Annotated in this window: 16 protein-coding genes; 10 read left to right on the top strand and 6 right to left on the bottom strand. The window is 72.9% G+C overall.

The window, feature by feature from the left end; translation table 11 throughout:
* The first annotated feature begins 126 nt into the window (after nucleotides 1-126).
* Nucleotides 127-1,866 carry a tannase/feruloyl esterase family alpha/beta hydrolase gene (locus NF681_01360; GenBank protein ID UST52253.1) on the top strand — a complete coding sequence of 580 codons (1,740 nt, stop codon included), beginning with the start codon at nucleotides 127-129 and terminating at the stop codon, nucleotides 1,864-1,866.
* Between the two features lie 46 nt (nucleotides 1,867-1,912).
* On the opposite strand, the gene NF681_01355 is transcribed toward NF681_01360, so the two are convergent.
* Entirely contained in the window at nucleotides 1,913-3,217 is a 1,305-nt protein-coding gene (locus NF681_01355; GenBank protein ID UST52252.1) for a DUF2254 domain-containing protein, read from the bottom strand.
* Nucleotides 3,218-3,568: 351 nt separating this feature from the next.
* On the opposite strand from NF681_01355, the gene nirB reads away from it, so the two are divergent.
* From nirB to NF681_01335, 4 genes are read left to right on the top strand one after another with little or no spacing between them, the layout of a single operon-like run.
* Nucleotides 3,569-6,097 carry a nitrite reductase large subunit NirB gene (nirB, locus tag NF681_01350; GenBank protein ID UST52251.1) on the top strand — a complete coding sequence of 843 codons (2,529 nt, stop codon included), beginning with the start codon at nucleotides 3,569-3,571 and terminating at the stop codon, nucleotides 6,095-6,097.
* Between the two features lie 34 nt (nucleotides 6,098-6,131).
* Nucleotides 6,132-6,488 carry a nitrite reductase small subunit NirD gene (gene nirD, locus NF681_01345; protein ID UST52250.1) on the top strand — a complete coding sequence of 119 codons (357 nt, stop codon included), beginning with the start codon at nucleotides 6,132-6,134 and terminating at the stop codon, nucleotides 6,486-6,488.
* A gap of 51 nt (nucleotides 6,489-6,539) precedes the next feature.
* Complete coding sequence (locus NF681_01340; protein UST52249.1) at nucleotides 6,540-7,352, top strand: formate/nitrite transporter family protein; 813 nt, start codon at nucleotides 6,540-6,542, stop codon at nucleotides 7,350-7,352.
* 7 nt (nucleotides 7,353-7,359) lie between these two features.
* A complete protein-coding gene (locus tag NF681_01335) occupies nucleotides 7,360-9,102 on the top strand; it encodes a bifunctional serine/threonine-protein phosphatase/kinase (GenBank protein ID UST52248.1) in 1,743 nt (580 codons plus the stop codon).
* Here NF681_01335 and NF681_01330 read toward each other — a convergent pair whose 3' ends face one another.
* The gene (locus NF681_01330) at nucleotides 9,103-9,657 is read right to left on the bottom strand and encodes an acyl-CoA thioesterase (GenBank protein UST52247.1); all 555 of its coding nucleotides are present in this window, start codon (nucleotides 9,655-9,657) and stop codon (nucleotides 9,103-9,105) included. It abuts the gene before it with no gap.
* Nucleotides 9,658-9,870: 213 nt separating this feature from the next.
* Between NF681_01330 and NF681_01325 the strand changes: the two genes are divergently transcribed.
* Complete coding sequence (locus tag NF681_01325) at nucleotides 9,871-10,989, top strand: putative zinc-binding peptidase (GenBank protein ID UST52246.1); 1,119 nt, start codon at nucleotides 9,871-9,873, stop codon at nucleotides 10,987-10,989.
* Between the two features lie 74 nt (nucleotides 10,990-11,063).
* On the top strand, nucleotides 11,064-11,726 hold the full coding sequence (locus NF681_01320) for a nucleoside 2-deoxyribosyltransferase (GenBank protein UST52245.1): 663 nt from the start codon (nucleotides 11,064-11,066) through the stop codon (nucleotides 11,724-11,726).
* Between the two features lie 176 nt (nucleotides 11,727-11,902).
* Here the strand turns inward: NF681_01320 and NF681_01315 are convergent, their stop codons facing one another.
* From NF681_01315 to NF681_01305, 3 genes are all read right to left on the bottom strand, one after another.
* On the bottom strand, nucleotides 11,903-13,336 hold the full coding sequence (locus NF681_01315) for a diguanylate cyclase (protein UST52244.1): 1,434 nt from the start codon (nucleotides 13,334-13,336) through the stop codon (nucleotides 11,903-11,905).
* A gap of 168 nt (nucleotides 13,337-13,504) precedes the next feature.
* Nucleotides 13,505-14,809 carry a cytochrome B6 gene (locus NF681_01310; GenBank protein UST52243.1) on the bottom strand — a complete coding sequence of 435 codons (1,305 nt, stop codon included), beginning with the start codon at nucleotides 14,807-14,809 and terminating at the stop codon, nucleotides 13,505-13,507.
* Nucleotides 14,806-16,257 (bottom strand): metallophosphoesterase, encoded by a 1,452-nt coding sequence (locus tag NF681_01305; GenBank protein ID UST52242.1) that lies wholly within the window; start codon nucleotides 16,255-16,257, stop codon nucleotides 14,806-14,808. The genes NF681_01310 and NF681_01305 overlap by 4 nt, the downstream gene beginning before the upstream one ends.
* Before the next feature lie 231 nt (nucleotides 16,258-16,488).
* Here NF681_01305 and NF681_01300 point away from each other — a divergent pair, with 231 nt between their 5' ends.
* From NF681_01300 to NF681_01290, 3 genes are all read left to right on the top strand, one after another.
* A complete protein-coding gene (locus NF681_01300) occupies nucleotides 16,489-16,929 on the top strand; it encodes an Hsp20/alpha crystallin family protein (protein ID UST52241.1) in 441 nt (146 codons plus the stop codon).
* Between the two features lie 47 nt (nucleotides 16,930-16,976).
* Entirely contained in the window at nucleotides 16,977-17,402 is a 426-nt protein-coding gene (locus NF681_01295) for an Hsp20/alpha crystallin family protein (GenBank protein UST52240.1), read from the top strand.
* A 283-nt stretch (nucleotides 17,403-17,685) separates the two neighbouring features.
* Complete coding sequence (locus tag NF681_01290) at nucleotides 17,686-19,239, top strand: cryptochrome/photolyase family protein (GenBank protein UST52622.1); 1,554 nt, start codon at nucleotides 17,686-17,688, stop codon at nucleotides 19,237-19,239.
* A 12-nt stretch (nucleotides 19,240-19,251) separates the two neighbouring features.
* Here the strand turns inward: NF681_01290 and NF681_01285 are convergent, their stop codons facing one another.
* Nucleotides 19,252-19,659 (bottom strand): BLUF domain-containing protein, encoded by a 408-nt coding sequence (locus NF681_01285; protein ID UST52239.1) that lies wholly within the window; start codon nucleotides 19,657-19,659, stop codon nucleotides 19,252-19,254.
* Nucleotides 19,660-19,708 lie beyond the last annotated feature (49 nt).

The following is a 19,708-nucleotide window of genomic DNA, read 5'->3' as shown; positions in this document are numbered from 1 at the left end:
CCGCCATCGGGGCGGTCCTGGGGGCAACCACGATGTTCAGACGCCCCGGCGACCCCTAAGGTCGGGCCCGGCGCCGGCACGTGCCACACGCCCTCGCCACCCCCATCCCCACCGGAGCCCTTCCTCATGTCGCCATCCTCCATCGACCGCCCGTCGTCCGGCCGCGCCCTCGCGCTGGCCTTGTCGGGCCTGCTGCTGTCCGCCTGCGGCGGCGGCTCGGGCGACGACGCGCCGCCCTACCCCACGCCGCCCCGGCTCGCGGCGGCCACGCCCGCGACGCTGCGCGCGTGCGCGGACCTCGCCGGCCGCGCGGCCTTCGCCGACACCACCTTCACGGGCGCCACGCTGGTGCCGGCGGGCACCCTCGGGGTCGCCGGCCAGCCGGTGGGCGAGCATTGCCAGGTCACCGGCCGGATGTTCAGCCGCACCAGTCCGGTGGACGGCCAGACCTACGCGATCGGCTTCGAGATGCGGCTGCCGCGCGACTGGAACGGCCGCTTCTTCCACCAGGTCAACGGCGGCACCGACGGCGTCGTCGGCACCGCCACGGGCGGCATCGGCGGCGGCGGGCCGCTCACCAACGGACTGCGGCAGGGCTTCGCCGTCATCACCTCGGACGCCGGCCACGGCGCGGCGCAGAACCCGCTGTTCGGCCTCGACCCGCAGGCGCGGCTGGACTACGGCTACCAGGCCGTCGGCAAGCTCACGCCCATGGCCAAGGCGCTGATCGCCACCGCCTACGGCAAGGCGCCCGACCGCTCCTACCTGGTGGGCTGCTCCAACGGCGGGCGCCACGCCATGGTCGGCGCGGCGCGCTACGCCGACCAGTACGACGGCATCCTGGCCGGCAACCCCGGCTTCAACCTGCCCAAGGCCGCCGTCGCCCAACTCTACGGCGCCCAGCAGCTCAATGCCGTCGCGACCAGCGCCACCGACCTGTCGAGCGCCTTCACCGTGCCCGAACGCGCCCTGGTCGCCGCCCGCGTGCTGGACCGCTGCGACGCCCTCGACGGCGCCACCGACGGTCTGGTGCAGGACGTCCAGGCCTGCAAGGCCGCCTTCTCGCTGGCACGCGACGTGCCCACCTGCACCGGCGCGCGCACGGGCAGTTGCCTGAGCGGCGCGCAGAAGACGGCGCTGGACAACGTCTTCGCGGGCGCCCGCAACGGCCGGGGCGAGGCGATCTACGCTTCGTTCCCGTGGGACGCCGGCATCACCAGCACCAACTGGGCGGGCTGGAAGTTCAACTCGTCGATCGGCGCGGCGCGCGACCCGGTGGCGGTGGGGTTCATCTTCCAGGTGCCGCCGGCGCCGGTCTCGATCCTGGCCGACACGCGGGCCTTCGCGCTCGGTTTCAGCATGGACACCGATGCCCCGAAGATCGCCGCGACGAATGCGCTCTACACCGAGTCGTCGCTCTCGTTCATGACGCCGCCCGAGGCCGGCCACCTGTCGGCCCTGCGCGGCCGGGGCGCCAAGATGATGATCTACCACGGCGTGAGCGATGGCGTGTTCTCCCCCGACGACACCGCCGCCTGGTACGACCGCCTGCGCAGCGCCTACGGCGGCAGCGCCGACGACTTCGCCCGGCTCTACCTGGTGCCGGGCATGAACCACTGCGGCGCCGGCCCCGCCACCGACCAGTTCGACATGGTGAGCGCGCTGGTGGCCTGGGTCGAGCAGGGCCGGACGCCCGACCGGGTCGTCGCGGCGGCGCGCGGCCCGGGCAACGCCGGCGGCGCGAATCCCGAGTTGCCGCCGGGCTGGTCGCCCACCCGCACGCGGCCGCTGTGCCCCTACCCGCAGGTGGCGCACTACCGGGGCACCGGCGACGTGGAGGACGCGGCGAGCTTCAGCTGCCGCTAGGCACCGTGCACGGGCACGGGCTCGGCCGCCGGCGCGGCGGCCGCGCTCAGTCCGGTCGCGCGCGCCACCGGTCGGCACCCGCCGCGCGCACCGGCAGCGTGCGCTGCGTGGACGCCGCCCGCGCCAGCAGGGCCAGGTCGTCTTCCATCAGCCCCGCGTGCCGTGCGCGCGCGAGCGCGTAGGCCGACAGCGCCGCCGCCGATCCGGGCAGGGCGCCGCCCAGCCGGCCGACGGAGGCGAGCGCACGCTGCAGCGCGATGCCCACCTCCACCGCCGAGGCGCCGTGGCGCGCGACCGGCATGAAGGCGTCCTCGACCAGTTCGGCCTCGGCCAGCGCCGGGGCGCTGACGCGGTCGAACGCCACCTCCGGCGCCCCGTCGCCGTCGCGCCGGGCCTTCTGCGCCGACCAGTGCGCCAGCACCTTGACCATGGCGGTCATCACGTCGGTCGCGGTGCCGGGATCGTTCACCGCCGCCGACAGCGCCCGCGCCGCGATCTCCCCGAGCACCACCATCCCGAAGCGCGGATCGTGGTCGAAGGTGCGCCCGGCCCCCACGAGCACCGCGTCCGAGAGCGCCGCGCGCGCCGGATCGTCCAGGGGCCGGTCGCTGCTGACCAGCGGGGTGCCGGGATCGACGAAGGCCCCGGGCAGCACGTGCAGGTGCAGCCGGGCGTCGAGCCGCTCGGCGCACTTCTGCAGGATGTCCATCGACACGTGCTGCACGAAACCGGTGTCCGTCGCCTCGACCGCATGGGCGCCGCGCGCGCCCTCGGGCTGCGGCACCCCGCCGAGGTGGGGCTTCGCCAGGCGCTGGTCCATGGCCGCGCGCGTGGCGGACTCGACGCGCCGGATGGTCTCGCCCAGCCGGCCGAGCACCGACAGGTAGTCGATCCAGCGCAGCAGCACCACCACCACCACCCCCAGCATCACGATCGTGAAGCCGAACAGCACCAGCCGCCCGCCGTCGCCGTACAGGTGCGCCTGCAGGCCGATCAGCGCGATCACGGCGTACAGGAAGGCGCCGATGAACACGGCCAGCGTGTTCTGCACCGTGGTGTCCTCGATGAGCAACTGCGAAGCGCGGGGCGTGGCGCTGTTGGCGACGGCGGTGAACGAGCCGACCATGGTGCTGGCCGAGAAGATGGCCACCGTCAGCATGCTGGAGGCCAGGATGTTGAGCAGGCTGCCGATGGCGTCGGACCCCAGCCGCAGCGCGACGTGGTCCGGAATCCAGGGTCCCAGGACGGTGGCGAGCACCACGGCGAGCACCGCGAAGAGCGAGAACAGCGCGCAGCGCCACCAGGTCTTGCGCAGCGTGCGCCGCAGGAGGTAGATCAGTTTTTCGGACATGCGGCGCAGCATAGGTCAGTGCGCGCGTGCACCAGAGCGGGGACGTCGCGCCAGGATGGACCGCCGCCACGGGCCGCGACCCGGCTTTCGCGGCCCGTGGCGGCCCGAAACACTGGCACGCAACGTGCTTGCCTGCTCATCGCTGCGACCAGGGCATAGCTGCTTCCGGTCCGCGGTGCTTCCGCTAACGAAGGCGGGATTGAAGCGGACCCCAGGCCCCCGGCCGACGGTCCGCCCGTTCCAACCCGATTCGCATCCATTCCCTGGCGGGAGTCCCCTGCATGCGCGCTGCCTTCCCGGCACGCCACGCATCCCGCACCGCCACGGAACCGGGTGCATGCAGGACCCCACATGAAAATCGCAGTCATCGGCCACGGCATGGTCGGCCACAAGTTCCTCGAACAGCTCCACGACCTCGGCGTGCCCGACGTCCAGGTGACCATCCTGTGCGAGGAGCCGCGCGCGGCGTACGACCGCGTGCACCTCTCGGAATTCTTCGCCGGCAAGAGCGCCGAGGACCTCACGATGGTCGAGGACGGCTTCTTCGACCGCAGCGGCTTCTCGCTGCGGCTGGCCGCGCGCGCGGTCGCCATCGAGCGGCGCGACAACACCGTCACCACCGCCGACGGCGAGGTGCTGCACTACGACAAGCTGGTGCTGGCCACGGGCTCGGTGCCTTTCGTGCCGCCGGTGCCCGGCCGCGACCGGCCCGACTGCTTCGTCTACCGCACCATCGAGGACCTGGTGGCCATGAAGGAATGCGGCGCGCGCTCCAGGAGCGGCGTGGTGGTGGGCGGCGGCCTGCTGGGCCTCGAATGCGCCAAGGCGCTGCGCGACATGGGCCTGGACACCCACGTGGTGGAGTTCTCGCCGCGCCTGATGGCCGTGCAGGTCGACGAGGGCGGCGGCGCCGCCCTGCGCGGCAGCATCGAGGCCCTGGGCCTGCACGTGCACACCGGACGCAACACGGTGGAGATCGTCGACGGCGCGACGGCGCGCCACCGCATGGTCTTCGCCGACGGCACCTGGCTGGAGACCGACATGATCGTGTTCTCCGCCGGCATCCGGCCGCGCGACGAGCTCGCGCGCCAGAGCGTGCTGGCCGTGGGCGCGCGCGGCGGCGTGGCGGTGGACACCCACTGCCGCACCAGCGACCGCGACATCTACGCCATCGGCGAGTGCGCGGCCTGGAACGACCAGACCTTCGGCCTGGTGGCGCCGGGCTACGAGATGGCCCGCGTGGCCGCCCGGCACATCGCCGGCCAGACCGACGCCGCCTTCGCGGGCGCCGACATGAGCACCAAGCTCAAGCTGATGGGCGTGGACGTGGCGAGCATCGGCGACGCCCACGGCCGCACGCCCCGCTCGCGCGCCTACCAGTACGTCAACGAGCACAAGGGCATCTACAAGAAGATCGTCGTTAGCGAGGACGGCAAGCAGCTGCTCGGCGCGGTGCTGGTGGGCGACGCGGCCGAGTACGGCACGCTGCTGCAGATCGCGCTCAACGGCATCGCGCTGCCGGCCGAGCCGGAGTTCCTGATCCTGCCCTCGAGCGACGGCCACTCCAAGGTCGGCATCGGCGTCGAGGCGCTGCCCGACTCGGCGCAGATCTGCTCGTGCAACGACGTCTCCAAGGGCGCCATCCACGCGGCCGTCGGCAAGGGCGCCTGCACCATCGCCGAGATGAAGGCCTGCACCAAGGCCGGCGCCACCTGCGGCGGCTGCGTGCCCCTGGTCACCCAGGTCATGAAGGTGGAGATGGCGCGCCTGGGCATGGCGGTGAACAACCACCTGTGCGAGCACTTCCCCTACTCGCGACAGGAGCTCTACCACCTGGTGCGCGTCGGCGAGATCCGCACCTTCGCCGAGCTGCTGGCCAGGCACGGCCACGGCCTGGGCTGCGACATCTGCAAGCCCACCGCCGCCAGCGTCATGGCCTCGTGCTGGAACGACTTCGTGCTGCGCAAGGACCTGGCCGGCCTGCAGGACAGCAATGACTACTTCCTGGGCAACATCCAGAAGGACGGCACCTATTCGGTGGTGCCGCGCATGACCGGCGGCGAGGTCACGCCCGACGGCCTGATCGCCTGCGGCCAGATCGCCAAGAAGTACGGCCTCTACACCAAGATCACCGGCGGCCAGCGGGTGGACATGTTCGGCGCCCGCGTCGAGCAGCTGCCGCTGATCTGGGAGGAACTGATCGCGGCGGGCTTCGAATCGGGACACGCCTACGGCAAGTCGCTGCGCACGGTGAAGAGCTGCGTCGGCTCGACCTGGTGCCGCTACGGCGTGGACGACTCGGTGGGTCTGGCCGTCGAGCTGGAGAACCGCTACAAGGGCCTGCGCGCGCCGCACAAGATCAAGTTCGGCGTCTCCGGCTGCACCCGCGAGTGCGCCGAGGCGCAGGGCAAGGACGTCGGCATCATCGCCACGGAGAAGGGCTGGAACCTCTACGTCTGCGGCAACGGCGGCATGAAGCCGCGCCATGCCGAACTCATCGCCACCGACCTCTCGAAGACCGAGCTGATCCGCCTGATCGACCGCTTCCTGATGTTCTACGTGCGCACCGCCGACCGCCTGCAGCGCACCAGCACCTGGCGCGACAACCTCGAGGGCGGCCTGGACTACCTCAAGGGCGTGGTCGTGGCCGACACCCTGGGCCTGGGCGCCGAACTGGAGGCGCAGATGCAGCACGTGGTGGACACCTACCAGTGCGAATGGAAGACCGCCATCACCGATCCCGCCGTGCGCCAGCGCTTCCGCTCGTTCGTCAACAGCGACAAGCCCGACGAGCACATCGTCTTCGTCGGCGAGCGCGGGCAGATCCGCCCGGCCAGCGCCGAGGAACGCGCCGCCGCGTCCAGCGTCGCCATCGCATGAACGCCGCCGCATGAACGCCACCGAGGACCACCCCATGACCGCCACCCCCACCCCCGACGACACCCCGCGCTGGACCGCCGTGTGCGCGCCCGAGGACATCCTGCCCGACACCGGCGTCTGCGCCCTGGTCGAGGGCGTGCACGTCGCGATCTTCCACGTCGCGGCGAGGCAGGCCTTCCTGGCCATCGACAACGTCGACCCCAAGTCGCGCGCCAGCGTGCTCTCGCGCGGGCTGGTGGGCAACCTGGGCGAACGCATCGTCGTCGCCTCGCCCCTCTACAAGAACCATTTCGACCTCTATAGCGGCGAATGCCTGGAGTCGCCCGAGCATTCGGTGCGCGCCCACGCGGTGCGCGTGCACGAGGGCCGCGTGCAGGTCGCGCTGGCCTGAGCCCGACCCCGCGTCCCCGCCGCCGCCTCCCTCTTTTTTCCAAGGAATCCCATGGCCTACCTCGCCCCCGCCGAATTCGTGACCAAGATGGTCGACTCCGGCGAATCCAAGCTCCTGATGTCGACCCGCGACACGCTGATCCGCTCCTACATGGCCGGCGCCATCCTGGCGCTGGCGGCGGCGTTCGCCGTCACCGTCACCGTCAACACGGGCAACGCGCTCGTCGGCGCGATGCTGTTCCCGGTCGGCTTCATCATGCTGTACCTGATGGGCTTCGACCTGCTGACGGGCGTGTTCACGCTGGCGCCGCTGGCGGTGCTCGACAAGCGCCCCGGCGCCACCTGGTCCGGCGTGCTGCGCAACTGGGGGCTGGTGTTCTGCGGCAACTTCGCCGGCGCGCTGACCGTGGCCGTGCTCATGGCCATCATCTTCACCTTCGGCTTCAGCGAGGCGCCCAACGCCGTCGGCGAGCGGCTCGGCCACATCGGGGAAGGCCGCACGCTGGGCTATTCGGCGCACGGCGCTGCCGGCATGCTGACGCTGTTCGTGCGCGGCGTGATGTGCAACTGGATGGTGTCCACCGGCGTGGTCGCGGCCATGATGTCGACCACCGTCTCGGGCAAGGCCATCGGCATGTGGATGCCGGTCATGATCTTCTTCTACATGGGCTTCGAGCATTCGATCGTCAACATGTTCCTGTTCCCCACCGGCCTGCTGCTGGGCGGCAAGTTCACGCTCATGGACTACCTGATCTGGAACGAGATCCCGACCGTGCTGGGCAACCTGGTCGGCGGCCTGACCTTCGTCGGCCTGACGCTTTATTCGACGCACTACAAGACCGCTCCCAAACGCGTCGTGCGCTGAACGCGGCATGCGCGAGTCGCTGCGCGTGAGCCTCGGCCAGCACTCGCTGGCCGGGCCCGGCAAGGCCGTCAACCAGGACTTCCACGGCGCCATGCTGGCCGAAGGGCCGCTGCGCGAATCGAAGGGCATCGCCGTGGCCATCGCCGACGGCATCGGCTCCAGCCCCGTCAGCCAGGTCGCCAGCGCGGCGGCCGTGCGCGGCTTCCTCGACGACTACTACGCCACCTCGGACGCCTGGTCGGTGCGGCGCTCGGCCCAGCGCGTCATCGACGCCACCAACGCCTGGCTCCACGCCCAGACGATGCGCGGCGACGCGCGCTTCGACAAGGACAGCGGCCACGTCTGCACCTTCACCGCCCTGATCCTCAAGGGCCGCGACGCCCACCTGCTGCACGTGGGCGACGCCCGCGTCCACCGCCTGCACGCGCACGCGCTGGAACAGCTCACCGAGGACCACCGGGTCCACGTCTCCTCGCTGGAGTCCTACCTGGCGCGCGCCCTCGGGGCCGGCGCGCACGTGGAGATCGACTACCGCCGCTGGGACCTGGCGGTCGGCGACATCTACGTGCTGGCCACCGACGGCGCCTGCGTGCGCCTGGACGCGCCGGCGGTGCACGAGGCGCTGGCGCGCCACGGCGACGACCTCGACGGCGCCGCGCGGTGGCTGGTCGAGCGGGCGCGCGCGCTCGGCAGCGACGACGACGCCACCGTGCAGATCGTGCGCGTGGACGCCTTGCCCGAACGCGCCGACCCGGCCCGCCTACCGCTGCCGCGCGCCGGCCTGGCGCTGCCGCCGGCGCTGGGCCCGCGCGCGCGCTTCGAGGGCTTCACGCTGGTGCGCGAACTGCACGCGAGCGCGCGCAGCCACGTGCACCTGGCGGTGGACGACGCGACTGGCGCGCGGGTGGTGCTGAAGCTGCCGGCGGTGGACATGCACGAGAACGCCGACCACCTCGACCGCTTCGTGCTGGAGGAATGGGTGGCGCGGCGCATCGACAGCCCGCACGTGGTCAAGGCCGCCGCCGTCGACCGCGTGCGCGGCCACCTGTTCGTGGCCATGGAATACGTCGAGGGCCAGACCCTCGCGCAGTGGATGGTCGACCACCCCGCGCCCGGCCTCGACCGCGTGCGCGCCATCGTCGAGCAGCTCGCGCGCGGCCTGCAGGCGCTGCACGGCAAGGAGATGCTGCACCAGGACCTGCGCCCGGAGAACGTCATGATCGACCGCGCGGGGACCGTGCGCATCATCGACCTGGCCTCCGCGCACGTGGCCGGGCTGGCCGAGGGCGGACGCGAGGACGCGGCGGGCGAGCGGGTCGGCACGCTGCAGTACGCCGCGCCCGAATACTTCGTCGGCGACGCCGCGAGCGAGCGTTCCGACCTGTTCTCGCTTGCCGTCCTCACCTACCAGATGCTCACCGGCCACCTGCCCTACGGCCTGCAGGTCGCGCGCGTGCGGGGCGCGGGCGACCTGGGGCGGCTGCGCTACGTGCCGGTGCGCCACCACCGCCCCGCCCTGCCGGCCTGGGTGGACGCCGTGCTGCAGAAGGCCCTGCACCCGCGGCCCGCGCGGCGCCAGGCCGTGGTGTCGGAGTTCGTCCACGACCTGCGCGCGCCGGGGCGCGAATTCCTGGAGCGGCGCGCGCCGGCCCTGATCGAGCGCGACCCGGTGGTGTTCTGGAAATGCGCGACCGTGCTGTCGGGCGCGCTGGCGATCGGCCTGCTGGGCCTGCGGATCGCCGGGGCCTGATCAGGCCTTGGCGGCCGGGGCCGGGGCGCCGTCCTTCGTCTTGATCCCCGGCAGGCGCGGCGCCGCCGGCGGTGGCGCGACGTTGCGCGCGGCCTCGAAGCGGCTGCGGTATTCCTGGCGCAGCTGCTTCCTCAGCTCGGCGGCCGCGTAGCGGCGGCGCTCCTCGGGCGAGAACGGCCGCAGCGGCGGCACCGGCGTGGGCTTGCGGTCGTCGTCGACCGCCACCATGGTGAAGAAGCAGCTGTTGGCGTGGCGCGTCTCCTGGGTGCGGATGTTCTCGGCCAGCACCTTGATGCCGACCTCCATCGACGAGGTGCCGGTGTGGTTGATCGACGCGTTGAAGGTCACCAGTTCGCCCACGTTGATCGGCTCGCGGAACATGACCTGGTCGACCGACAGCGTGACCACGTAGCGCCCGGCGTAGCGGCTGGCGCAGGCGTAGGCGACCTGGTCGAGGAACTTCAGGATCGTGCCGCCGTGCACGTTGCCGGCGAAGTTCGCCATGTCGGGCGTCATGAGGACGGTCATCGTCAGCTGGTGTGCGGGCAGGTTCATGGCGCTTTCTTTTCGACCGGGGGAGTCGCGGCAGTTTAGAGGCAAAGGCGCCTTTGCCGGGCGTTCGCGCGCGGCCCCGGACCCACCGAAAGAGCCCCGGTCCTGCACGCCCGCCGCCCCGGCACGGCCATAGTGCCCACGCCGGCATCGACGCGGTGACCCCGGCGGACCGGTCGACACCGGCCGCACCCTCCTCGCCTTCCCGGATCCGCCATGCCGCACCTCAAGTCTCCCGTCGTCCGACGCGCCTACAAGTGCCAGTGCGGGCGCCCGGTGTTCCTGCGCAACACGCAGTGCGTCAACTGCGGCAGCCAGCTCGGCTACGAGACCGGCCGCCTGACCATGGTCGCGCTGACGCCCGGGCCGGCGCCGGCGCTCTGGCGCATCGTCGGCGCGGACGCCGGGGCGCTGTTCCGCTTCTGCGTCAACCGCCAGAGCGCGTCGGGCTGCAATTGGCTGGTGCCTTCGCACGAGCCGCAGAACCAGCTCGGCCACCTGGAGACGCCCTGCCTGGCGTGCCGCCTCAACCGCCGCATGTTCGACGTCGACACGCCGCTCAACCGCCACCGGTGGCGCGAGCTGGAGACCGCCAAGCGCCGCCTGCTCACGCAGCTGCTGGCGCTGCGGCTGCCGGTGGAGGTGCGGACGGCGACGACGCCGGGCATCGCCTTCGACATGCTCGAACCCCTGGCCGGCGGGGCGCCGGTGATGACCGGCCACCACGACGGCGTGATCACCCTAAACGTGATCGAAGCCGACGACGCCCAGCGCGAGGCCATCCGCGCCGCGATGGGCGAGCCCTACCGCACGCTGCTCGGGCACTTCCGCCACGAGATCGGCCACTACTACTGGGACCGCCTGGTGCGCTCGGACGCGCTGCGCCTGGAATACTTCCGCGCGCTGTTCGGCGACGAGCGCATGGACTACGCCAAGGCCCTGCAGCAGTACTACCGCGACGGCCCCCCGCCCGCCTGGGGCGCCACCTACCTCAGCAGCTACGCGTCGGCGCACCCCTGGGAGGACTGGGCCGAGACCTGGTCGCACTACCTGCACATCGCCGACACGGTCGACACCGCGGCGAGCTTCGGCATCGCGCTGGACGAGGCCGCGACCGAATCCGACCCGCTCGACGGCAACTACCTCTGGCGGCGTGAGCTGCCGGGCGCCGCCGGCTTCCTGGAAATGCTCAACGCGTGGGTGCAGCTGACCCAGGTCATGAACGAACTGTCGCGCAGCATGGGCCAGCCCGATGCCTACCCGTTCGTGCTGCCCTTCCGCGCCGTCGCCAAGCTGCAGTTCATCCACGAGATCGTGATCGCGCAGCGCCTGTGAGGCGACGGCCGGCCGGGGACGCCGCGCGGCCGTTAGCATGCGGACTCCGCCCACCGGCCTCCAGGAGTCGCCGCATGACCATCGCCGTTCCAGCCAGTCCCGACATGCCCGCCGTGCCCGCCGCGGCATCCCTGCGTCCCAAGGTCTACCTCGCCGGGCCGTCCGTCTTCCGTCCCGACGCGCGCGAGCACCTGGCTCGGCTGGCCGCCGTGTGCGAGGCCCACGGTCTGCACGCCCTGCTGCCGACCGACGACTGCGGCGGGGCGGCCGACGCGCCGCTCGCCCGCCGCATCTACGCGGCCAACACCCGGATGCTGCGCGAGGCCGACGGCGTGCTGGCCGACCTGCAGGAGTGGCGCGGCCACGAACCCGATTCGGGCACGGCGTTCGAGGTCGGCTTCGCCGCCGCGCTGGACCTGCCGATCGTGGGCTACGGCGCGTCCGCCGAGGCGTACGCCGAGCGGGTCTCGCGCACCCGGCGCTGCGAGCGCGACGCCGTGGGCATGCTGCGCGAGGTCGACGGCGGCATGGCGGTGGAGGACTTCGGCATGCCGCTGAACCTCATGCTGGGTTGCGCCGCGCGGCTGGTGCCCGCCGCCGAGGACGCCATCGCGCTGCTGGCCGCGTTCTTCGCCGAGCACCGGCCCACGCCGACGTCGCCACCCGAGGGCCGCTTCGATCGCTGGCTGCGCGCGCGGCTGCAGGACGAAGCCGCGCCCGTCGACGCGATCGCCTGACGGGCCCAGGCCCAGAAGCGCCTGCGGTGACGTCAGTCGAGTCGACGCTGCGCGAACCGGTGTTCTGGTTCATCCTCGGTTGAATTTCATTGCGTTCGGACGAAGTCGACCGACTGCGTCCGTCACCGGTCGGCCGCGCGGCCGCGCCACCGCGCCGCCGACCGTGCCCGGCCCCTTCAGGCCGTCAGCGGTGCGTCCAGCGTGGCCGAGAAGGCCAGCGACTTGTCGCGCTTGGCGACGTACATCGCCTGGTCGGCCTTCTCCATCAGCCGCGCGGCATCGACGTCGGGGCCCCATTCCATGGCGAAGCCGATGCTGCAGGCCACGGCGATGTCGCGGCCGTTCCAGCGGATGCCGCTGGCCATGGACTGGTGGATGCGGCGCGCGATCCGGTCGAGGTCCAGCGGATCGGCACCCAGCCCCTGCAGGCGCACCACGAATTCGTCGCCCGACAGGCGCGCGATGAAGTCGCAGCCGCGGCACGCCTGGCGCAGGCGCTGGCTGAACTGCCGCAGCACCTCGTCGCCCGCGGCATGGCCGAGCACGTCGTTGATCTGCTTGAAGCCGTCCAGGTCCATGAACATCACGGCCACGCCGTGGTCGCTGCGCCGCCCCCAGGCCACCGCCCGGTCGAGTTCGGCGAACCAGGCCGCGCGGTTGGGCAGGCCGGTCAGGTCGTCGGTCAGCGCCATCTTCTCCATCAGTTGCGCGACCCGGATCTGGGCCGTGACGTCGTGCATGGTGCACACCGCCCCCAGGATCGCGCCGTCGAGCCCCAGCAGCGGATTCGCGTTGCAGCTCACGGTGCGCGGCGGGCGGTCCGGCCGGCGGATGACGATGGTCTGGCCGCGCACGCGCTCGCCGTTCCAGGCCCGGGCCAGCGGGATGCGCGAGGGTTCCAACAGGACCTCGCCGCGCTCGTCGTACAGGCCGAAATGGCGCGCCCAGTCCGCGGGCGCGCAGTGGCGCGCGTCGACGCCGTGCCACTCGCGCGAGGCGGCGTTGAATTCGCGCAGCGCGCCGGTCGCGTCGCAGGTCACGACGCCGTCGGGCAGCACGTCGAGCAGCTCGGCGACGGCCGCCTCGCGGCTCTGCGCGAGCATGCGCTGGCGCCGGGTCTCCAGGGCCTCGCTGGCCCGCCGCGCCAGGCGTCGCAGGCCCTCGCGCTGGTCCTCGCTCAGGGTGCGCGGACGGGTGTCCAGCACGCACAGGGTGCCCAGGCGATGGCCCTGCGCGCCCCGCACCAGCGCGCCCGCGTAGAAGCGGACGTGGGGCGCGCCGGTCACGGGGGCCAGGTCGGCGAAACGCGGGTCCGCGCGCGCGTCGCGGACCTCCAGGATGTCGTCCTGCGCCAGCGCGTGCGCGCAGAAGGCCTCCTTGCGCGGCATGCGCTCGTGCGCCAGTCCGCACCGCGCCTTGAACCAGGCGTGCTCGGCGGCCACCAGCGTCACCAGGCTAATGGGCACGTCGCACAGCCGTCCCGCCAGCCAGGCCAGGTCGTCGAAGACTGCCTCGGGGAAGGTGTCGAGGATCTGCAGCGCGTCGAGCGCGCGCAGACGGTCGCGCTCGTCGAGGTCTTCGACCGGAGCGGCAAGGGCGGAGAGGATCACGGGACGTTCCTGGCAATGGACGGCGGATGGCCGAGGACCCCATTCGCGCCGCGGCACGGCGCGAGGGGCTGGCGCAGTCTCCCCCGGCGCGCGCGCGCCCTTCCCCGGAATAAGCCGGCATCCGGGTGCCAGATCGTCGGATCGCCCGGCCGGCGCCGGGTCGTTCGTTCAGCGCGCGGGCGTCGGCGTTGGCGTCGGCGCCGGGAGCACCGCCGCGTGGCGCCGGTCGGTCAGGGTGCCCAGGAACGCGACGAGCGCGTCGATGTCGTCCTCGCCGAGCGCCGGCGCGCCGCCCGCGCGCCGGTTGAGCGGGGTGCTCGCGACGTTGACGTTGCCGCGCAGCGCCCCGGGCAGGTCGTCGAACGCGGGATGGCGGCCGTACCAGCGCTGCGGGTCGGTCGAGCGCGTGGCGTAGAAGGCCACCGCGTCGCGCAGCGAGGTGAACACGCCGTTGTGCATGAAGCGCTCGCGCACCGCCACGTTGCGCAGGCTGGGCGTGCGGAAGTAGCCGCACCACGCCTGGGCGTCGGGCCAGCGACGGTCCCGGGCGGTGCGGCACAGGCCGACGTCGTAGGCGTCGGCGCGCGCGTTGGCCGGCAGCGCGCGGTTGCGCGGCACGCCCAGCGCCTCGTAGCCGAAGTCGGTGAACAGGGAGCGCGCCGGGTTGTTCGAGGTCGCACTCACGCTGTGGCAGGACGCGCAGTTGCCGCGGTCGGGGTCGCGGAAGATCGCCAGGCCGCGCTGCTCGCGCGCGCTCAGGGCGGGCCCGCCGCGCAGCGCGTCGTCGAAGCGCGAGTCGAACGGCGACAGCGCGTCGCTGCGCAGGTAGGCCTCCAGGCTGTGGCCGAAGGCGTCGAGCGCGCGGCGCGGATCGCGCAGCACGCCGGCGCCATGGCGGGCCTCGAACGCGGCTTCGTAGCCCGCCTCCCGCAGCCGCCGCATCGCCGCGCGCGGGGTGCCCAGGTTCATCTCGTGGCGCGCGAGCAGCGGCTCGCGCGCCTGCGCGGCCAGGGTGTCGGCACGGCCGTCGAGCATCAGGCCGCCGAAGGGCGCGGGCGCCTGGGCGTCGTCGTCCTGATAGAAATAGAGCGGCGGCAGGTAGCGCGCGTAGGTCAGCGCGGGCGGGTTGCGCGTGCCCAGGCGGGCGCGCACGCTGCCGCCAGCCACGCCGTCGCGCCCGCCGTTGAAGCTGGTGAAGCCCCTGGCGGGATCGTGGCAGCTCGCGCAACTGGTGCCGCGCGGGCGCGACAGGCGGGTGTCCTCGAACAGCCGGCGGCCCAGCGCGACGTCCTCCGGCGCGGGCGGCGCCAGGGGCCGCGCGGCCGGGACGATGGCCGCGTAGCGCGGCGTGTCGCCCACGTGGCCGACCACGCGCGGCGCGTCGCCCGCCGGGGCGGCGTGCGCCATGGACAGGGCGGCGAGCAGCGCGGCCAGCCAGGCCGCCGTCCGGGCGATCGGGGCGGGGCGCGTCACGGCGCGAGGAAGCCCGTCCTGTCGCAGGCGATCTTCGAGCCCGTCGGCACGCAGGTGGTGAGCAGCTTGCCGTCCCGGGTGTAGGCGAGGTAGCGCCACGCCGACCCGGCCTCCGCGTCGCGCTCCATCATCATGAAGCCGAAGGTGTTGGTGTGGGTGATGCGCTCGAGCGTCACGCCGGGCGCGGGCGCGAGCCCGGCCGGGAACGGGTCGGGCAGGTTGACGTCCACGTTGTCGCCGCCGTTGCCCGTGACGAAGGTCGCCGGGTGCGCGCTCGCGAAGTTCAGCGCCTGGAAGTCGTGCACGTGGCCGTGCAGCGCGATCTTCACGCCCTCGGGGTAGTAGGCCGTCGGCTCCAGCGTGCGCATGACCGCCTGCAGCCCCAGGTTGCCCGGCACGGGCGCGCCGCCGGCGATGGGCGCGAAGGCCAGGATCGGATGGTGGTTGGCGAACAGCGAGGTCTTCGACGTGTCGGCCACCAGCGCGGCCACCTGGCGGAACTGGGCCTGGTAGATCGGGAACTTGAAGTCGGACGCGCCGAAAGCGGCGGTGCCGGCCTTGGCCGAGTCGAACACCACGACCTGCGTGTCGCCGCCCAGCGGCACGGCGTAGGGCGCGCTGAAGTTGGCGGCGTTGTCGTTGGCCGGCGCGTCGCAGCTGAGCGTGGCGCCGTAGGCGCGCGTGTCCAGGAAGCGCATCCAGCCCTGGCCGCCGCGCGCGCACTCCTCGTGGTTCCCGCGACCCATCACCCAGGGGGCGGCGGCCAGCAGCGGCGCGGCCGGCGCGAACAGGTCGGCCTCCCAGGTGTCCCAGCCGTAGCCCCAGGGGCTGTCGCGGCAGCCGGCGATGTCGGTCGGACACGCGTTCTCGCGGTAGTGGTAGTCGCCGATGTGCATGACGAGGTCGGGCCGCATCGACGCGATGGTGGCGGCGATGGTCACGAACGGCCAGGCCGTGGCGTCGTTGCAGGCCTGGAAGGCGTTGTCGGCCTTCTTCATGCGGCAGCCGGTGTCGGCCAGCACGGCGATGCGCCGGGGCTGCGCCTTGGGCAGCGGCAGCGCGCGGCCGGCGACGCTCGCGGCCAGGGTCCCGGCCCTCGGCCGGCTCTCGCAGGTGGTGACGGGAAACGCCGAGGGCTTGGAGTCGGCCGCATCGCTGGCCGTGGTGCGCTGGGCGGCGGTGCCGGCGGCCGCGCGCAGGGTCATCGGCGCGACGACGCCGTCCAGCGAGATCACCGGGCAGGCGTCGGCCGAGGTGATAGCGCGCACGATCGTCTGGCCGTCGGCGCCGAGTTCGACCCAGGCCGCCTTGACCCGGGCGTCGGCCGTGGCGGCGGGGGGCCAGGCGGCCTCGCCGCCGTCGCCGCCGCAGGACGCGAGGACCGTGGCGACGGCGGCCGCCGTCAGTGCCAGCAGCGCCGGGGTGGCGCGAAAGGGGGTGCGTTGCATTGAAATGGACGCGCTCGGGGCGGTCAGGGTTGTGGTGATCGGTGCGCGGCGGATGCTGCCGGCCGCGCATGACGGCGCGATGAAAAGCGCGTTGAAAGCGCCGCGCGCGGTCGCGCGAAAAATCCCCTTGAAAAGTTTTCGCCCGCTCCTAGTTCCCCGGTGGGGCCGCCGATGCCGTCCGAACCGGCGCCGGCGACACGTCGTCCAACCCGTCAACCGGAGATGTTCACCATGTACCGATCCCTCTTCCCGCGCGACCTCTTCGCCGAGATCGATCGCCTGCAACGCGACATGCAACAGGCCTTCGACCCCTCTCCCGCCATCCGGGGGGCCGCCCGCCACGGCTTTCCGGCGCTCAACGTCGGTGGCACGCCGCAGTCCATCGAGGTCTACGCCTTCGCGCCGGGCATCGACCCGGACTCGCTCGAGGTGAACCTCGAGCGCGGCCTGCTGACGATCGCCGGCGAGCGCCGCACCGGCCTGCCCGGCCCGGACGCCAAGCAGTCCACCCTGCACGTCAACGAGCGCTTCGACGGCCGCTTCCGCCGCGTGCTGACGCTGCCCGACGATGCCGATCCGGAAGCGGTCGAGGCCAGGCTGCGCGACGGCCTCCTGCACATCACCGTGCAGCGCCGCGCCTCGGCCCAGCCGCGCCGCATCCCGGTCCAGTGAGGGCCGCACCCGAACCCCGACATCCAACCGAACGAAGGAGCAACGCCATGAGCAACGACATCCAGACCACGTCCGCCACCCGCGATCCGTCCGCCTCCGCCGGGGCCGGCGCCGACGCGAAGCGGCGCGCCCGTCAGGGCGAGGCCACGCTGACCCCACCGGTCGACGTGATCGAGGACGCCCAGGGCATCACCCTGTACGCCGACCTGCCCGGCGTGAGCCGCGACCGGCTCGACCTGCAGGTCGAGGCCGACACGCTGATCATCGAGGCGGAGTCGGACATGACCCTGCCCGAGGGCCTGACCTCGCAGCACACCGAGATCGGCCTGGCGCGCTGGCGCCGCGTCTTCACGCTGAGCAAGGAACTCGATGCCGAGAAGGTGTCGGCCGAACTCGCGCAGGGCGTGCTGAAGCTGACGATCCCCAAGGCCGGGCACGCTCAGCCGCGCCGCATCCAGGTCAACGTGGCCTGAGGCCGGACCGGCCGGCCTGCGTTTCCTACGCAGGATGCGACGCCCTCCCACGTGGCGGGACCGGGACGCCGCTAGCCTCGTTGGCCTCGGTGTCTCCACCGCCGCCCGGACGTCGGGGGCCGGTCGGCCCCCTCCTCCGACCCCCGCACTCCGAAAGGCCGTTCCATGACCCGTTTCCTGCACGCCCGAGCCCGCCGACCGGGCTGGAACGGCGTGCGGCGCGGGTCGCGCAAGGACGGCCATTAACGCCCTCGCCGCCGCCGGGCGGCCGACGCGTCACCTGATCCTGGTGCTGGGCGACCAGCTCGATCACGACGCGGCCGCCTTCGACGGCTTCGATCCGGACCACGACGCGGTCTGGATGGCCGAGGTTGCCGAGGAGTCGACCCACGTCTGGTCGGCGAAGCCGCGCACCGCGATGTTCCTCGCCGCCATGCGGCACTTCTCCCAGGCCCTGGTCGCGCGCGGCTGGCGGGTGCGTCACGTCCGCCTGGACGACGCGCGCAACGCCGGCACGCTGGCCGGTGAACTGGGGGCCGCCATCGACGCGCTGGCCCCCGCGGGCCTGGTCATGACGGCACCGGGCGACTGGCGCGTGTGGCAGGCGCTCTCGGCCACCGCGCGCGAACGCGGCGTGCCCCTGGACGTGCGTCCGGACCGCCACTTCCACCTCACGGTGCGGGACTTCGCGGCCTACGTGCGGGGACTGGGTGGCCGGCCGCTGCGCCTGGAGTACTTCTACCGCGCGCTGCGCCGGCGCCACGGCGTGCTGATGGCGGACGACGGCCGCCCGGAAGGCGGCGCCTGGAACTACGACCGCGCCAACCGCCGTGCCTTCGGCCGCGCCGGTCCCGGCCTGCTGCCCGCGCGGCCGCGCTTCGCGCCCGACGCGACGACGCGCGAGGTGCTGGGGCTGGTGGCGCGGCGCTTCGCCGACCATCCGGGCGAACTCGACGATTTCGACTGGCCGGTCACGCGCGCGGACGCGCTGCGCGCGCTGGGCGACTTCATCGACCACCGCCTGCCGGCCTTCGGCCACTACCAGGACGCCATGTGGCCGGGCGAGCCCTGGCTCTACCACTCCCAGCTGTCGGCGGCGCTCAACCTGAAGTTGCTCGGCGCGCGGGAGGTGGTCGCGGCGGCCGAGGCCGCCTACCGCGCCGGCCGCGCGCCGCTCGCGGCCGTCGAGGGCTTCGTGCGCCAGATCCTGGGCTGGCGCGAGTACGTGCGGGGGGTCTACTGGACGCAGATGCCGGGCTACCTGGCGCGCAACGCGCTGGACGCGACGGCGGCCCTGCCCGCGTGGTACTGGGACGGCGAGACGGATTTCGCCTGCCTGCGCGAGACCATCCGCCAGACGCTGCGCCACGGCTACGCCCACCACATCCAGCGCCTCATGGTCACCGGCCTGTTCGCGCTGCTGATGGGCGTGCGGCCGCAGGCGGTGCACGCCTGGTACCTGGCCGTCTACGTCGACGCGGTCGAATGGGTGGAGCTGCCCAACACGCTGGGCATGAGCCAGTTCGCCGATGGTGGGCTGATGGGCAGCAAGCCCTACATCGCGACGGGCCGCTACATCGAGCGCATGGGCGGGCCGTGCGCCACCTGCCGCTACGACCCCGGGCGCTCCGACGGCGAGACCGCCTGCCCGTTCACCACGCTGTACTGGGACTTCATGGTCCGCCACGAAAACCGGCTGGCCCGTGAACCCCGCCTCGCGCACCAGCTCGGGCGGCTCGCGTCGCTCGACGGCGCCCAGCGCGAGGCGATCGCCCGGCGGGCGACCGACGTCCGCGAGGGCCGCGTCGGAAGCCCGGGAACGGCGCCGCCGCCCTGAGCGGCACGGCCGCTACTCGGACTCGCCCATCTGGGCCATCGCGTAGAAGAAGGCGCCCACCGCGCGCGCGTCAGGGCCGCCCTGCGGCAGGGCCTGCGCCACGATCGTCTTCATCATCAGGGCCGCGCTCGGCGACGGCGGCAGCCAGGCCATGGACCAGCCCGTGTAGACGCGCCGGGAGATCGGCCGCCGGTCGAGGACCTGGCAGTCGGCATGGCGGGGATCGCGCTGGATGCGTTCGAGCAGGGGCGCGAGGACCTCCTCCTCGCCTTCGAGGCACTGGAGGAACCGGCCGTCGGCCAGGTACAGCGCGCCCGTGATGTCGCGGCGGGCGTTGGTGACGCGCGCATGGTCGAGCAGCGCCATCGCCTCGGACGGGCTGCACAGCGAACGGCTGCTGTAGATGATGCGACTGAGCATCGCTGCACTGTCCGGCCCCGCGCGGGGCGGCGGCGTGCGAACTGCGCAC

The organism is Comamonadaceae bacterium OTU4NAUVB1, assembly GCA_024372625.1.
Classification (GTDB): Bacteria; Pseudomonadota; Gammaproteobacteria; order Burkholderiales; family Burkholderiaceae_C; genus Variovorax.
Note: the sequence above shows the minus strand (reverse complement) of the source record. Positions and strands in the feature narration are given on the sequence as shown.

What these genes read in the sequence shown, in the direction of transcription:
- NF681_01360 (UST52253.1), top strand. Translation starts at nt 127, where the DNA reads ATGTCGCCATCCTCCATCGACCGCCCGTCGTCCGGCCGCGCCCTCGCG.
- NF681_01355 (UST52252.1), bottom strand. Translation starts at nt 3,217, where the DNA reads ATGTCCGAAAAACTGATCTACCTCCTGCGGCGCACGCTGCGCAAGACC.
- nirB (UST52251.1), top strand. Translation starts at nt 3,569, where the DNA reads ATGAAAATCGCAGTCATCGGCCACGGCATGGTCGGCCACAAGTTCCTC.
- nirD (UST52250.1), top strand. Translation starts at nt 6,132, where the DNA reads ATGACCGCCACCCCCACCCCCGACGACACCCCGCGCTGGACCGCCGTG.
- NF681_01340 (UST52249.1), top strand. Translation starts at nt 6,540, where the DNA reads ATGGCCTACCTCGCCCCCGCCGAATTCGTGACCAAGATGGTCGACTCC.
- NF681_01335 (UST52248.1), top strand. Translation starts at nt 7,360, where the DNA reads ATGCGCGAGTCGCTGCGCGTGAGCCTCGGCCAGCACTCGCTGGCCGGG.
- NF681_01330 (UST52247.1), bottom strand. Translation starts at nt 9,657, where the DNA reads ATGAACCTGCCCGCACACCAGCTGACGATGACCGTCCTCATGACGCCC.
- NF681_01325 (UST52246.1), top strand. Translation starts at nt 9,871, where the DNA reads ATGCCGCACCTCAAGTCTCCCGTCGTCCGACGCGCCTACAAGTGCCAG.
- NF681_01320 (UST52245.1), top strand. Translation starts at nt 11,064, where the DNA reads ATGACCATCGCCGTTCCAGCCAGTCCCGACATGCCCGCCGTGCCCGCC.
- NF681_01305 (UST52242.1), bottom strand. Translation starts at nt 16,257, where the DNA reads ATGCAACGCACCCCCTTTCGCGCCACCCCGGCGCTGCTGGCACTGACG.
- NF681_01300 (UST52241.1), top strand. Translation starts at nt 16,489, where the DNA reads ATGTACCGATCCCTCTTCCCGCGCGACCTCTTCGCCGAGATCGATCGC.
- NF681_01295 (UST52240.1), top strand. Translation starts at nt 16,977, where the DNA reads ATGAGCAACGACATCCAGACCACGTCCGCCACCCGCGATCCGTCCGCC.
- NF681_01285 (UST52239.1), bottom strand. Translation starts at nt 19,659, where the DNA reads ATGCTCAGTCGCATCATCTACAGCAGCCGTTCGCTGTGCAGCCCGTCC.